The 14243-nt window shown below is 41.2% G+C and carries 18 protein-coding genes; 4 read left to right on the forward strand and 14 right to left on the reverse strand.

Annotated features, from left to right (window positions below; translation table 11 throughout):
- Positions 1-50: 50 nt before the first annotated feature.
- The 7 genes from ISX45_RS09130 to prsW all read right to left on the reverse strand — a co-directional run bounded on the left by ISX45_RS09130 (position 51) and on the right by prsW (position 5293).
- The gene (locus ISX45_RS09130) at positions 51-638 is read right to left on the reverse strand and encodes a lysophospholipid acyltransferase family protein (protein ID WP_181555879.1); all 588 of its coding nucleotides are present in this window, start codon (positions 636-638) and stop codon (positions 51-53) included.
- Positions 635-1309 carry a (d)CMP kinase gene (gene cmk, locus ISX45_RS09135; RefSeq protein WP_181555878.1) on the reverse strand — a complete coding sequence of 225 codons (675 nt, stop codon included), beginning with the start codon at positions 1307-1309 and terminating at the stop codon, positions 635-637. The genes ISX45_RS09130 and cmk overlap by 4 nt, the downstream gene beginning before the upstream one ends.
- A gap of 94 nt (positions 1310-1403) precedes the next feature.
- Positions 1404-1583 (reverse strand): YpfB family protein, encoded by a 180-nt coding sequence (locus ISX45_RS09140; protein WP_181555877.1) that lies wholly within the window; start codon positions 1581-1583, stop codon positions 1404-1406.
- 54 nt (positions 1584-1637) lie between these two features.
- Entirely contained in the window at positions 1638-2297 is a 660-nt protein-coding gene (locus tag ISX45_RS09145) for a flagellar brake protein (protein WP_181555876.1), read from the reverse strand.
- A 77-nt stretch (positions 2298-2374) separates the two neighbouring features.
- The gene (gene ypeB / locus ISX45_RS09150) at positions 2375-3706 is read right to left on the reverse strand and encodes a germination protein YpeB (protein WP_181555875.1); all 1332 of its coding nucleotides are present in this window, start codon (positions 3704-3706) and stop codon (positions 2375-2377) included.
- 17 nt (positions 3707-3723) lie between these two features.
- Complete coding sequence (gene sleB, locus ISX45_RS09155) at positions 3724-4500, reverse strand: spore cortex-lytic enzyme (RefSeq protein WP_228485719.1); 777 nt, start codon at positions 4498-4500, stop codon at positions 3724-3726.
- A gap of 118 nt (positions 4501-4618) precedes the next feature.
- Positions 4619-5293, reverse strand: a complete 675-nt coding sequence (prsW, locus tag ISX45_RS09160; protein ID WP_194520564.1) for a glutamic-type intramembrane protease PrsW — start codon at positions 5291-5293, stop codon at positions 4619-4621.
- A gap of 106 nt (positions 5294-5399) precedes the next feature.
- On the opposite strand from prsW, the gene ISX45_RS09165 reads away from it, so the two are divergent.
- A complete protein-coding gene (locus ISX45_RS09165) occupies positions 5400-6371 on the forward strand; it encodes an asparaginase (RefSeq protein WP_181555872.1) in 972 nt (323 codons plus the stop codon).
- A gap of 146 nt (positions 6372-6517) precedes the next feature.
- On the opposite strand, the gene ISX45_RS09170 is transcribed toward ISX45_RS09165, so the two are convergent.
- The 6 genes from ISX45_RS09170 to ISX45_RS09195 form a co-directional block, all read right to left on the reverse strand.
- Complete coding sequence (locus ISX45_RS09170; protein ID WP_181555871.1) at positions 6518-7492, reverse strand: YpdA family putative bacillithiol disulfide reductase; 975 nt, start codon at positions 7490-7492, stop codon at positions 6518-6520.
- A 91-nt stretch (positions 7493-7583) separates the two neighbouring features.
- Positions 7584-8861: a Glu/Leu/Phe/Val family dehydrogenase gene (locus ISX45_RS09175; protein WP_194520565.1), complete on the reverse strand. Its 1278-nt coding sequence runs from the start codon at positions 8859-8861 to the stop codon at positions 7584-7586.
- Between the two features lie 602 nt (positions 8862-9463).
- Positions 9464-10054, reverse strand: a complete 591-nt coding sequence (locus ISX45_RS09180; protein ID WP_181555869.1) for a genetic competence negative regulator — start codon at positions 10052-10054, stop codon at positions 9464-9466.
- A gap of 135 nt (positions 10055-10189) precedes the next feature.
- Positions 10190-11071 (reverse strand): MerR family transcriptional regulator, encoded by an 882-nt coding sequence (locus ISX45_RS09185; RefSeq protein ID WP_194520566.1) that lies wholly within the window; start codon positions 11069-11071, stop codon positions 10190-10192.
- Positions 11058-11837, reverse strand: coding sequence for a metallophosphoesterase (locus tag ISX45_RS09190; RefSeq protein ID WP_181555867.1), 780 nt, complete (start codon positions 11835-11837; stop codon positions 11058-11060). Before ISX45_RS09190 ends, ISX45_RS09185 begins: the two co-directional genes overlap by 14 nt.
- Before the next feature lie 14 nt (positions 11838-11851).
- On the reverse strand, positions 11852-12241 hold the full coding sequence (locus tag ISX45_RS09195; RefSeq protein WP_181555866.1) for a hypothetical protein: 390 nt from the start codon (positions 12239-12241) through the stop codon (positions 11852-11854).
- A gap of 105 nt (positions 12242-12346) precedes the next feature.
- Between ISX45_RS09195 and ISX45_RS09200 the strand changes: the two genes are divergently transcribed.
- The 3 genes from ISX45_RS09200 to ISX45_RS09210 are packed head-to-tail and all read left to right on the forward strand — an operon-like array spanning position 12347 to position 13436.
- Complete coding sequence (locus ISX45_RS09200) at positions 12347-12577, forward strand: spore coat associated protein CotJA (protein WP_194520567.1); 231 nt, start codon at positions 12347-12349, stop codon at positions 12575-12577.
- Positions 12574-12834 (forward strand): spore coat protein CotJB, encoded by a 261-nt coding sequence (locus ISX45_RS09205; RefSeq protein WP_181555864.1) that lies wholly within the window; start codon positions 12574-12576, stop codon positions 12832-12834. The genes ISX45_RS09200 and ISX45_RS09205 overlap by 4 nt, the downstream gene beginning before the upstream one ends.
- Before the next feature lie 32 nt (positions 12835-12866).
- Positions 12867-13436 carry a manganese catalase family protein gene (locus ISX45_RS09210; RefSeq protein WP_181555863.1) on the forward strand — a complete coding sequence of 190 codons (570 nt, stop codon included), beginning with the start codon at positions 12867-12869 and terminating at the stop codon, positions 13434-13436.
- Between the two features lie 30 nt (positions 13437-13466).
- Here ISX45_RS09210 and ISX45_RS09215 read toward each other — a convergent pair whose 3' ends face one another.
- Positions 13467-13913: a YpbF family protein gene (locus ISX45_RS09215; RefSeq protein ID WP_181555862.1), complete on the reverse strand. Its 447-nt coding sequence runs from the start codon at positions 13911-13913 to the stop codon at positions 13467-13469.
- Positions 13914-14243 lie beyond the last annotated feature (330 nt).

Consider the following 14243-nt stretch of genomic DNA (forward strand, 5'->3'; position numbering starts at 1 on the left):
TTTTTCTATTTATTATACCATATTTTCACAAAAGACATGTAAGCGAATGCTTACTGATATTGGTCCAAAAGCGCTTGAATATGGTCCATAATATAATCCGTTGCTTCCTCAGGGGAAGCTTTTTTCGCGCGAAGCGGCTCCATATGAATCGGAGCTCCGTAAACAACTTTCAATTTTTTAAACGGTCGATATGGTCCGATGATAGCACAAGGGACAACGGCTGCATTTGTCCGTAATGCAAAAAAGCCAACTCCGGATAGCCCCTTCTGCAATTTTCCGTCCTTGCTTCGCGTACCTTCCGGGAAAATTCCTAATACATGTCCTTGCTTTAAAACATCTAATCCGACTCGCAACGCTTGGCGATCGCTCATTCCTCGTTTGACTGGAAATGCGTGTAACGAAGAAATCAAGTTTTTCAATACCGGTACATGGAACAACTCCTCTTTTGCCATAAAATGAATCGGTCGAGGAGCCGTAATTCCAACAATCGGAGGGTCAAGGTTGCTAATATGGTTTGCACAAAGGAGCACTCCTCCCTCCTTTGGAAACTGTTCTATCCCAATCACTTCAACACGGTAAAGGGGCTTTAAAATTCCTTTTACTACTCCTTTGGCAAAGGAATAAAAATCCAATGTCACCCCGTCCTTTCATCTACAATTTCCATAATGCGATTAACGACATCGTCAACCGATAAAGAAGTTGTATCAATTTCAACAGCATCTTCCGCTTTTTTGAGCGGGGCTACCTTCCGTTCTGAATCAATTTTGTCGCGACGGGCTATTTCCTCTTTTAACGTTTCTAGATCGGATTCAAAGCCCCTTGCAATATTTTCAGCATGACGGCGCTGTGCCCTTTCTTCTACAGATGCTTTTAAAAAAATCTTCACTTCTGCATGTGGAAGGACATGTGTACCGATATCGCGGCCATCCATCACTACCCCCCCATGCTGCGCTAAGGCGCGCTGGCGTGCAACCATTTCTTGGCGCACTAGCGGATGCTTAGCAACGATCGATACAGAATTCGTTACTTTCTCATTGCGAATAATGTTGGTCACATCTTCCCCATTGACAAACACAAGTTGTCCGCGCTCTGATGGCTTTAACTCAATATATGTATCTTTTAATAAAGCAATTAATGCCTTTTCATCGTCAAGGTCAATTCCTTCTTGCAAGGCACGATACGTCAGCGCTCGGTACATCGCTCCTGTATCAATATAAAGATAAGAAAGTCTTTCCGCCAAAATTTTAGCGACAGTGCTTTTTCCTGCCGCTGCTGGCCCATCAATCGCAATCGATATTCGTTTACTCATCATAAAACCACCCACAATTCGTTCAAATCTATTTTATCAAAGAAAAAAGCAGGAAATTCCTGCGTACTCCGATGATATTTTATCATATGAACCGTCACTGGTCGACGATTGTTTCCATTGTTTTTGTTTTTTCTTGCTTACTGACCCCTTCATATTCATACACTTTTCCTAAATAGGGAGCAAGCGGCGTGTATAGCAGCAAGCATTGTGCAATAAATAAAAAAATAAATTGAATGACAACTACTTTTAACAATAGCTGTTCGATTCGTTTCATCCCTACACACCCGACTTCCGTTTTTGTCCCTATTATTGCACATGAACGCTTCATTTATTCTTCTTTTTGGCGTAGTTCTAATTGCCGCTCAAAACTATAACGAATGAGCAATAACCGCTCTTGCGGAGACATCGTGAGAAATTGTAACGATGCTCGATAGACATCGCTGCACTCCGCTTGAAAAACGCGAATGACCTTCGCCGGTAGTTTTAAATAATGGTAGTCTCCCGATTTCATACATAACACAAGCCAAGCTTCTACAACCATCCCCGGTAAAAACTGCTGAACCTGCTGCGGCAGAACAATGGCAGCTCCCCCTGCGCTAATATCCGTCGTCATCGTTGTAAACGGTGAAAATTCACCATGAAGCGGATGAATCGCGACATCTACGTTTGCTTCTACCCGAACGTATTGACGGCGCTGAACGCGAACGAGCTGTTCTTCTCCCGGATATGAAAGAACAACCATTGGAACTGGATCGCGCACTTTTCCCGTTACTTCGGTGTCAAACAAATAAAGATTGTCATCTTTTCCAACAAAACTTGCTTTAAATTGCATTCCATTTAATAAAAACACCGTTTTTCCTGTTTTCATATTCACGGGATAATCAATATGTACATGGTTCGGAAAAACGTCAATGACTTTACATTTATATTCATGTACCTCTTTTCCATTTGTTGATTCAAGAGTTAAAGTATCCCCAATTTTTATCATTTGTTTCCCCCTCGCATTCATGGCGGTCTCTTTATCTTAATTAAACAAAAAGGAAAAGCTGATGACAAGCTTTTCCTTTAATCATAAAGTTGTTCCACGCCTTGTAGTTTTTCTACTTTCTCTTCCGTACCAGTTTTCGCGTTAACAAAGATTTGATACGTATCGTCACCCAATGTCCCTAAAAATTCATAACAGAGTACTTCTTGATTCATATCATTCGTGATGATCGCTTGACGCTGTTCCATCACTTTTAAATTTGGATTGATTTTCGTTCTTGCCTGTTCGACCGTTAATGCCGGTTTTGGCAAAGGACGCTTGATGTTCGAGGATAAATAGTCGCGCGCAGAAAAGCCGACGATCTTTCCATCATCAAGAGCCACCTTCATCTTTATCGCTTCCGGATAAATGCGAACACCGTTTTCATTGGTTACAAACGTAAGAACAGCAACATTATCATATTGTGTACTATCATATAGCTCTAGGTTCGTAAATTTATGCTTCTTTAAAAACTCCATCCCTTTCACTGCCGCTTCATGTACGCTGATCTTTTGTTTTTTAATCGGACGGCTGTCAATGACCCAAATCGGATAGCCGCCTTTTTCCGTAATATCGATATACGTATCAGCATTCGTTTTTGGATCGTGAATTGTTAAGCTATAAAAGCGTTCATCCGCTCCTTTCCCACTGCGAACTACTTTGATTTTTTCTGTCCCTTTTAGCCCTAAAAAGGAAACGGCGACGTGCTTCGCCTCTTCCTTTGTAATCGATTTTCCGCTAACGCGGACAAATCCTTTTTCTTTATTTTCTAAGCTTGTAAAAGTCGGACCGAAATCCGCTGATTCAACATTTTTTTCGACTGCCTTAAATCCATCAATGATGATGTTATCACTAGGTTGTTTCTCTGTCGCCAGCGCAAGCTCGACGTCCATCCAACGCAAATTATTTTGTAATACTAAATGTTGTACATTGCGAAGTTCCTGCTGAATATTCGCAGCACTTTTATAAAGCGCTCGCAATGTTTGATATTCTCCTTTTGTTAACGGTTCTTTCTCTAAGTCACGAATCGCCGTTCGATAGCTAAATTCACCAATTTGCGCAAGAAACTGCTGAGTCTTATTAAAAGGAAGTAACGAAAGTGGCAACTGCCCTACATCCGAATGCGCCTCTGAAGCAATTCGCCACACTTCAGCGAGCGCCGGAGAAAGCGAAGCACGCGAATTCATTGCGAGCGTCGTTCCAATTTTATCGTGCAATAAATCAATTTGATACGTTAAATCATGAAAGGCACGCTGATAGTTGTTTTCAGCATGCAATAAAACCGCGTTTTTTTCTTGATGTTCACGATATCCCCAATAAGCGGTTCCAACAACCCCAAGTGACAATACACCAATTAATAGCACCCGTAACATGTCGTTCACCTCCTAGTTTATTTACAAAAAATATGCTTGCCAATTTGTTTAATTTGCGGGCGATTCCAAATCCAACTGCTCGTCGCCGTTGCTGGATTAAAATAATAAATTGCTCCACCTGTAGGGTCCCAACCGTTAATCGCATCAAGAACTGCTTTTTTCGCCGTTTCATTCGGTGTCAGCCAAATTTGTCCATCAGCGACAGCCGTAAACGCCCCCGGTTGGAAAATGACCCCTGCTACCGTATGTGGAAACGACGGATGATCAAGTCGGTTTAAAATGACCGCTGCCACAGCAACTTGACCGATATAAGGCTCCCCGCGCGCTTCCCCATAAACAGCATTGGCCATAAGTTGAATATCATTTTGCGAAAATCCTTTCGGCACATTGGCGGCCGTTACTCTCGTAGAAGCGCGTGCTGAACCGCCGCCTCGTTTCACCTGTTGGCTTAGCGGCTTGCCACCGTAATGTGTAAAGGAATTTCCTTTTCGAATTTGTTCTTTTACGAATTGTTCGTGATACCTAGACACTTTCACTAGCTTTGCTTTTGTGCTTGCGCCGGCAAGTCCATCGACTGGCAAACCATATTCATATTGAAAGTTACGCACAGCCCAATACGTTCCCCATCCGAATACCCCATCGATTTTTCCATTATAAAAGCCGATATATTGTAAACGTGCTTGTAACTCAATGACATCGTCACCTACCGCACCGCGCTGAATCACTTGATTGGAAAATGCGCTTGCTTTTTCTGTAGGCAGCTCGTATACCAATAAAAAAGCGAACAAAAACATAACAATTGGATAGCGTTTCGCCTTCCCCAACATAAAGAACCCTCCTTTTCTATCCTAATAGTTTTTATCCCTATTTTTTGTTCAAACTGCCTTTTTATACAAAAAAAAACCAAGTCGTTTAGACTTGGCTTTTTGCTGGGGAGGCGACTTCGTGGTAATGCAGCCCTTTGGCTTGCTTCACTTTGCGAAGCGCCAGCCACCATAAAAATAACATAAATGGCACCATATAATATCCCCATTTTTCTTGCGTTAGTAAAATAAAATCATACGTCCCGTGCAACAAAAGCGGAAATAAAAAGGAAAAGAAGACATAACGGTGCTTCCAGTTAGAAAATTTTGCTTTTCCTAAATAAAATCCCATGATGACGGCAAACAACGCGTGACTTGACACAGGCAACACCGCTCTTGTCACCGCAAACTCAACGCCGTTAGCGAACAAATATAAAATATTTTCCATTGTCGCAAATCCAAGCGACACGCTCGCACTATAAACAATTCCATCATATGGTTCATCAAATTCATGATGATCAAAAATAAAAAAATACACAACAAACCATTTTACAAACTCTTCAAGAAGCCCTGAGACGAAAAACGCCTGTGCGAATTTGGCCGTCACAATTCCTTCCACATGAAGGACATATTGAATAAACATAATCGGAAAAACAAGAATCGCTCCGAATAAAAATGTGCGCAACACAAGAGAAAGCGGCTCTGTTTCATATTCATCTTTTAAATAAAAATAACTAAGTAACGCAACACCTGGAGCAACACCAGCAGAAATTAACGTTAACATACAGATCCTCGTTTCTATCCGTTCTTTTTATCTTTATGGTAACATGAGATTATGATTATTGAAAATGACATTTATTTCTGTTTTTGATCATATTGGGGGGAAAACGATGAAAAAAATTTTAATCATTCATACTGGTGGAACAATTTCGATGAAAGAAGATGAAAAGACAGGAGCTGTCCGACCGCATGAAACCAACCCTCTTCACGATACAACTCCGTCACTAAAAAATCTCGGCGACATTCAAGTCGAAGAGTTATTTCACTTGCCGTCACCACACATTACACCGGTGGAAATGCTTGTATTGCGCAATAAGATTGAAGAAAAAGTAGCAAAAGAACAAATCGAAGGAATTGTCATTACCCATGGAACCGATACGTTAGAAGAAACAGCGTATTTTTTAGACCTAACCGTTCAGGCGAACGTACCGATTGTTGTTACCGGGGCGATGCGCTCGAGTAATGAAATTGGCGCAGACGGGCTTTATAATTTAATTTCGTCCGTGAAAGTGGCCGGAAGCGATGAAGCTTGCGGAAAAGGCGTATTAGTGGTATTAAATGACGAAATCCACACGGCAAAAAATGTCACAAAAACCCATACCTCAAATATCGCAACATTTCAAAGTCCGCAATACGGACCAATCGGTATCGTTACAAAACGCGGCGTGTTTTTTCATCATGCACCAACGAAACGAACCACATACCCGATTCAACAAATCACAAAAAACGTCATTCTGTTAAAAGCATATGCTGGCATGGATGAAAGTGTTTTCCAAGCAATTCAAACATTGCCGCTCGATGGCGTTGTCATTGAAGCATTAGGGCAGGGAAACTTGCCTCCACGAGCTGCAACAGGCGTGCGCTCTCTTCTAGAAGCGAACATTCCGGTCGTGCTTGTCTCCCGCTGTTTTAACGGCATCGTCCAAGATATATACGGTTATGAGGGAGGCGGCAAACAACTGAAAGAAATGGGTGTCATCTTCTCCAACGGCTTAAGCGGGCAAAAAGCACGCATTAAATTGCTCGTTGCCCTTGAACTTACGAACGATCCTCAACAGTTACAAGAAATGTTTATGGAATAATGCGATAAGCAAACATTCTTCCCCACAACAACGCTGATCAAGAGGAAAAGGTGTTTTTTGCAACGCTTCTTCTTTTCTAGGTATCGATTAAAAACAAAAGCCGCTCAGAATTCGATTTCTTGAGCGGCTTTTCTGTTTACTCCTTATTATTTTGCTTGCTCGCGTTTGACAATACAAGCCGCAATTTGCTGTCCGTGGAATCGGCCGTTTTCAATAAAAATTTCATTCGCATCATTTCCTGCCGCAATGACACCAGCAATAAAAATGCCTGGCACATTTGTTTCCATCGTCTCAGGATCATAAAGAGGACGTCCTGTTTCTGCGTCAATTCCAACTCCCATTTTCTTTAAAAATTCATGATCAGGATGATACCCCGTCATCGCAAACACAAAGTCGTTTTTAATCGTTTTCACTTCTTCTCCTACTGTGTAAATCACCGAGTCTTCCGTAATTTCTTTCACATGAGCATTAAACTCCATGTGAATGATCCCTTGACGAACAAGCGAGTCAAACTCTGGCAAAATCCATGGCTTAATGCTTGACGAATATTCGCTTCCTCGATATAAAACAGTGACACGAGCCCCTGCTTTCACAAGCTCCAATGCGGCATCAACACTTGAATTTTTGCCGCCAATCACCACGCAATCGGTATTGTAATATGGATGTCCCTCTTTAAAATAGTGCGTCACTTTCGGTAAATTTTCTCCCGGCACGTTCATATAATTCGGATGATCGTAATAGCCGGTAGCGACAATCACATATTCAGCGCGATATTCTCCTTTTGTTGTCTTCACAATAAACGTTCCATCCTCTTGCTTGGCCACTTGTTCGACTTTTTCAAACGTCTGAACGCGAATTTGTTTTCGTGTGACGACTTCGCGATAGTACGCGAGCGCCTGGTTTCGTTTTGGTTTTCGGTTTTCAGTAATAAATGGTACCCCGCCGATTTCTAATCGGTCACTCGAACTAAAAAACGTTTGATGGGTTGGATAATGATAAATGGAGTTGACAATATTCCCTTTCTCTATCACTAACGGCTGATAGCCGACATCTTGTAACGCAATCGCGGCCGCGAGTCCACAAGGCCCTCCCCCAACGATGATGATTTTTTCATCCTTCATATCGTTCTTCACTCCTTAATCGTACGTAAAAAATCTCCTATCATCAAAATGATAGGAGATTTTTTCATATGTTGCAAATATGTTCACTCGCTTAAATCCATCCGCGGAAACGGCATGCCTCGGCCATTTTTCTAACTCCGACCATATACGCTGCCAATCTCATATCAACGCGGCGCGTCTGTGCCGTTTCATATACGTTATTAAACGCTTTCACCATCACTTTTTCTAACTTTTCTTCTACTTCTTCTTCAGACCAATAATATCCTTGGTTATTTTGCACCCATTCAAAATAAGAAACAGTCACTCCACCTGCGCTCGCTAACACGTCTGGAACGATTAAAATACCTCGTTGTGTTAAAATTTCTGTAGCTTCGAGCGTTGTTGGACCATTCGCTGCTTCTACAACGATGCTCGCCTTAATATTATGAGCGTTTTCCTCCGTAATCTGATTCTCAATCGCAGCTGGCACTAAAATATCGCAATCTAGTTCAAGCAATTCTTTATTCGTAATCGTATTTTTAAATAGCTTCGTCACAGTTCCAAAGCTATCCCGACGATCAAGCAAATAATCAATATCTAATCCATTTGGATCGTAAAGCGCACCGTAGGCATCGGAAATACCGATGACTTTCGCTCCAGCATCATGCATGAATTTCGCTAAAAAGCTTCCAGCATTACCAAATCCTTGAACAACTACACGCGCGCCTTTTAAATCAATGCCGCGCTTTTTCGCCGCTTCACGAATGCAAATCGTAACCCCTTTGGCTGTTGCTGTTTCACGACCGTGTGAACCACCCAACACAAGCGGTTTTCCCGTAATGAATCCCGGTGAGTTAAATTCGTCAATGCGGCTATACTCATCCATCATCCATGCCATAATTTGCGAATTCGTAAACACGTCTGGCGCCGGAATATCCTTTGTCGGACCGACGATCTGGCTAATTGCACGAACGTATCCACGGCTTAATCGCTCTAGCTCACGGAACGACATATTGCGAGGGTCGCAAACGATGCCACCCTTTCCTCCACCGTAAGGTAAATCAACAATTCCGCATTTTAAACTCATCCAAATAGATAACGCTTTTACTTCTCGTTCAGTTACATTTGGATGAAAACGAATGCCCCCTTTTGTTGGTCCAACCGCATCGTTATGTTGGGCGCGGTAGCCGGTGAAAATTTTCACAGTACCGTCATCCATGCGCACAGGAATTTTCACTGTTAGCATGCGAATCGGCTCTTTCAATAGCTCATATACCTCTTCAGGATATCCGAGCTTTTCTAACGCTCTATGTATGACGATTTGCGTCGCCTTTAAGACGTCATGCTTTTCTTCATGCTTTTCTTCGCTGGTATGCTTGTCGGCTACCATACGTAAACCTCCCATACAAGTCACTGTGATATTTGATATTGTCCACCTTTCATGTCATAGTATACACCTTCCACCTCTTTATGCAAAGAAAAAAAATTAAAATTTTTCTCGTTCTCATCGTATTTGTAATCGTTTACATCTTTTTTATATCAACAAATCCCTTTCTTTTCCTTTACAGCTTTACAGTCTGTTGATTTATACGCACATGCATAACATTTTCTAGAAAAATAATATTTGCGGAGTATGATATCCATCACCAGAGCACGAAAACCGAATGCATTTATAATGCCAACCTTTCATTAAGAAAAAAGAAAAGCGCAAGCATTCTGATTTCGCTTAAAAACTGCCTGCATCCTGTGGACAAACGGCAAAATGTCGACATCCTAGCCCCTCTCCCGCGACAGACAAGTGTTTTTTTGTGGAAGCGCTTGCGGAGATCTCAAACATCACGTTCAAGTCATGCTTTATACAAATGTTGCATCGATGTTGATGATTCAAAAGCAAACTGATCGGGCACTGAAGATAGATAATATGTCCATTAAAATTTCTTATTAAGCAAAAGGTCAAACTCCCTCTCCAATAGGAGTTTGACCGAACATTCTCTAATTAGCAGGAAAATAGCGAACGAGTTGTTCAATGGCTCGATGATCAATGATTTTTTTTCCATATTCTTGAACACGATGAATGGTTATCGTTGAAGGGCTCCCAAACTCTGCTAATATCGCGATAAAGTTATCGATATTAACAGGCGGTTCCTCTGATACATGCAAATAAAAGCGATTATGGTACGAATACAATGTACCGTCTAGGCAACCGATCGCATAAAGACGATGGGCGAGCTGAATGACATCTTCAAACGTTTGAAATTCGTAAAATATGTCATCACTCTCATCGAGCGTTACCTGCATTTCGATATAATCATCAGCAAATTCTTCCTCTACATCATCATATTGGCCATCGCTTGTTACGATTACAACCATTCCCTGTGCCGGTAAAGAGTATACTTCGACCGCGATAGACCCATTTACTTCAAAGCCGAGTTCCTCACTTGCTTCCTCGATCATATCTCGAAACAACTGGTGGACTTTAAACGTATCTTTCCATAAATCCTCTTTCGTTAAGCCGCGATCCATTAAATCATCAAACGTGAGAAAAATTTTAATTTTATTGTGGGTTAAGCGTTCAAGACGCATCAACGACCCTCCTTACCTACACAGCCATCTCTTATGTTTATTGTATGAAATCATTTGCAAATGGTTCTTTTGTTATTATTAATGAGTTTACATCGTTTTTCATCATTTAGACAAGCATTATGTGTTTCCATATTGCTATTTTTGTTCATCAATGCGTTGAGCCAGCCATTTTTCCCATTGTTCCTTCACTTTTCCAACATAAAATGGATGTGACGCTGCCGCTTCTCCAATTAGACCAATGGTAATATCAGGAGCTTGGTCACGCAGCCTGCTAACAAGTTCATTCATTTTTTCGATATGGTCAAAATTCATACAAGAGAAAAAAAGAAAAGTCGGCTTCGCATCATTTAGCATCGCCAGAAAATCAGATTCAGAAACATCTCCCCCTATATAAATGGCATGGATTCCTTTTAAGCGAAGAAAGGCTGTAAATATTAATAATATGAGTTCATCTGTCTCATTGGGCCCAAGAATAGAAACAGCTTTTGGACATTGAGAAACGATCGGAATATTCAATACAATCGCTCCAAGTTTTGAGCGTAAAAAAGAGCGGGCAAACTGTTCATGCGCACTTGTCATTTTTTTCTGTATTCGCCAAAGATAGATGTGACATAATAAAGAGGGAAGAACATCTGTCACTACTGTCTCAACAGTATAAACGCTGAATAAATAGCTCAACGAAGCGTGAGCTCGCTGTTCATCGAACAAAATAAACGATTGCAGTAGCTCGTCCAATTTCTTAGCAACCTCGTCGCCTTTAGTGAACGAAGGTATCGGATCTTTGCTTTCCTCTATCACTAAGGCAACCGCCTGCCGAATCGTCAACCCTTCGTTTACTTTTGCAACTAACTTCCTTAAAATTTCGACTTGCTCATCTGTATATAAGCGATGACCGGAAGCCGTGCGCTTCGGAGCAATCACCTGATACCGACGTTCCCATGCCCGCAGCGTTCCGGGCTGAATGCCAAGCATTGTCGAAACCGCTTTAATATTGTATTTGCCTTTATCTATTAACATCGTTTTCCTCCCAACGGCGGATCGTAATCAAATTCGTTTCCGCAGGAGCGCCGAGGCGAAGCGGAACATTTGTCGTTCCATATCCATTGCTTACATATACCGTCGTTCCATTCACCTGTTTCATGCCCCCTTTTTCGTAAAGCCCAAACGTGAAAAACCGAATTTGTCCTCCATGTGTATGACCGCTTAACACGAGTGAAATATGATGCTCTGGACGAATTTTTCGGACAATCTCGGGATTATGGGAAGCAAGAATTCGAAACGATCCTTCGCTAGCATGAAGAAGGGCAGCATCGAGGCGGTCGCGTCGTTTGCTAATATCATCCACCCCAAGAAGGGCTATTTTTTCCCCTTCCCCCGATGTCCATATCACCGCACGATTATCTAAAATATGAACTCCTTCTTCTAGTAACAGCTTTTCCAGCTCGTACTCACTCACTTCATGATCATTGTTGCCCCATACAAAATAAATCGGACCGATTGCTTTGAGCTGACGAATATTTTTCCTTACGCGCGCAAAAGGTACTCCTTTTTCCGTCAAATCGCCCCCAATAAGAACGATGTCCGCTTTTCCCTTCACTCGACGGACAATGGTATCGGATAATGTGCGTCGATGAAGATCAGAAATAAAAAAAATGGTAAACGCATGGAAACTGCTTGGAAAATTTACAAATGATAACTCCACCTCAACGACACGGTTTCGATGCGCTTCCCACCACATATAAATAAACAAGCATAAAAAAAGAAAGAGAAAACCGATAAACATAGCGCCTCCTAGAACTATTGATTGTAACGACGATCGCGCTGCAAATCTATCGATATGATACCATAAATCAGCGAGAAAATGAAAAACAACATAGTGAGGACCGTATTCCATTGAAATAAAGAGTAAAAGCTCGGTATCACCCCACAACTCATAAACCATTGTCCCCACTTCATTTGCTTTCGGCGTAACAGATGGGTCATGCCTTCAATGAGAGACCGAATTAATACAGCATTCGCCAAAAAGCCAATAAGAAAACAGACCATCGCTAAAAAAGAGCGAAGTGGATTAAACAAAAATTCTGTAATAAAAGTTGTAAAAACAAACGGTGTTACATTCGGCGTCCATTTTATCATTAAATACCCGCAAATAAATCCTGTTATCACACATAGTAAACGAAATCGCATTGAGTGTTCCCCCTTGTTAACATGTATTCATCGAAAAAGGAAGGCATGAATAAAAAAAAGATTCATACACATAAACTGAAGATTTGTAACAAAGGAGGTTTGCTCATGTTTACAACGCGGAAACAATATATGCCATATGTAAGCCCATTCGATCCATGTCCACCCATTCACGTGAAAACATATGTCACCGCTCCGAACTTATATGTAGGATTCCAGCCACCAAATTTACCGCAATTTTCACTTCACGAAGCCTTAAAAAAAGGAACACTTTGGAAAATTTTTTATGATCCGTACTACGGCCCTTATGAAGTAAACAACAAAGGTGATGGACTATGAAACAAATGCCGAAAGAATATTACGAACTCCTTGAGCAACTGCAAGCCGTTGATTTTGCCCTCGTTGAATTGACACTTTACCTCGACACCCATCCTACCGATTACCAAGCGATTCAACAGTTTAATCAACTCGCTCAAAAGCGGAAGAAACTAAAAAAACAATATGAAGCCGCTTATGGACCTCTTCAGCAATATGGAAATAGCTATTCGAACTATCCATGGAATTGGGATGACACTCCTTGGCCTTGGCAGGTTTAACTGAATCATACGGCAATAGAGGGGGAACTAGCATGTGGATTTATGAAAAAAAGCTACAATATCCGGTGCGAGTTAGTACATGCAATCCAAAACTAGCAAAATATTTAATTGAGCAATATGGCGGAGCGGATGGAGAACTGGCAGCAGCGCTTCGCTATCTAAATCAGCGCTACTCCATTCCCGATAAAGTGATCGGGTTATTAACAGACATCGGAACAGAAGAATTAGCTCATTTAGAAATGATTGCAACGATGGTATACAAATTGACAAAAGATGCCACCCCAGAACAACTGAAAGAAGCGGGGATTGCACCGCATTATGTCGACCACGACCGCGCGCTTTTTTATCACAATGCAGCAGGGGTACCATTTACAGCCACTTACATTCAAGCAAAAGGAGATCCGATCGCCGATTTATATGAAGATATCGCTGCTGAAGAAAAAGCGCGAGCCACATACCAATGGATTATTAACATGAGCGATGACCCTGATTTAAACGACGGCCTTCGCTTTTTGCGTGAGCGTGAAATTATTCATTCCCAGCGATTCCGGGAAGCCGTGGAAATTTTAAAAGAAGAACGCGACCGAAAAAAATTTTTCTAGCATTCATAACATGGCTGAATGGCAAACCATTCAGCCATGTTCATAATATAAGTTAATGTCGTATTTTTCCTTTATCATTTCAAACAGCTTATGTCTCTCTTTCCACGCTCGCTCGTCTTTCCACAAGTCGGTGCTTTTTTGAATAATTTCACAACGAAGTGCATGAAATTCTTCCTCTGCTTTATCACATTTTTTTTTCAAAAACAATACTCCCCAATATGACGTAAACAGCAGCAACAATATATACAAATGTTTCCCGCTCTCAAAAAACATTGTTATTATAGATGCGATCGTCTTGCTTGGGGCAACGACGTAAAAAATGATATAGAGGAAAAACGTCAAAAATCCTAAAAATGTCACAGCTTGCAACATTTTTACCCTCATTTTTAGCCGATCCCACTTTTCCTTTTTCTCAATAACTCCAAGCAACATTTGTTTGGTTACCCCATCGATCTCTCCCAAAAATCGATCATCCATCGCAACTGAATCTCCTTCTCTATAAATCCATTACTTACTGTAACATTATGTACGAGCCTTCTTAATTAGAACCATGAATGAATGTTTGTCTCTATTACATCGTAAAAACGGCACAAAAAAGAAACTAACCGATCAAAATTAACATTATATGCGGCTACTTTTTATTATTCAATGTAGTGCAATGCTTTAGGATTTTTACAAAGGCAGCTACACTAGGAAAATTATCACCACCCGTTAGCTTCTGTGGTGCTTTCCCAAAAACCAACATGGAATTAAATCACAACATGCAATACTTTTATATAGTACATAATCATTATGGTGTTACCTTAT

Source organism: Thermaerobacillus caldiproteolyticus (genome assembly GCF_015326725.1).
GTDB lineage: Bacteria > Bacillota > Bacilli > Bacillales > Anoxybacillaceae > Thermaerobacillus > Thermaerobacillus caldiproteolyticus.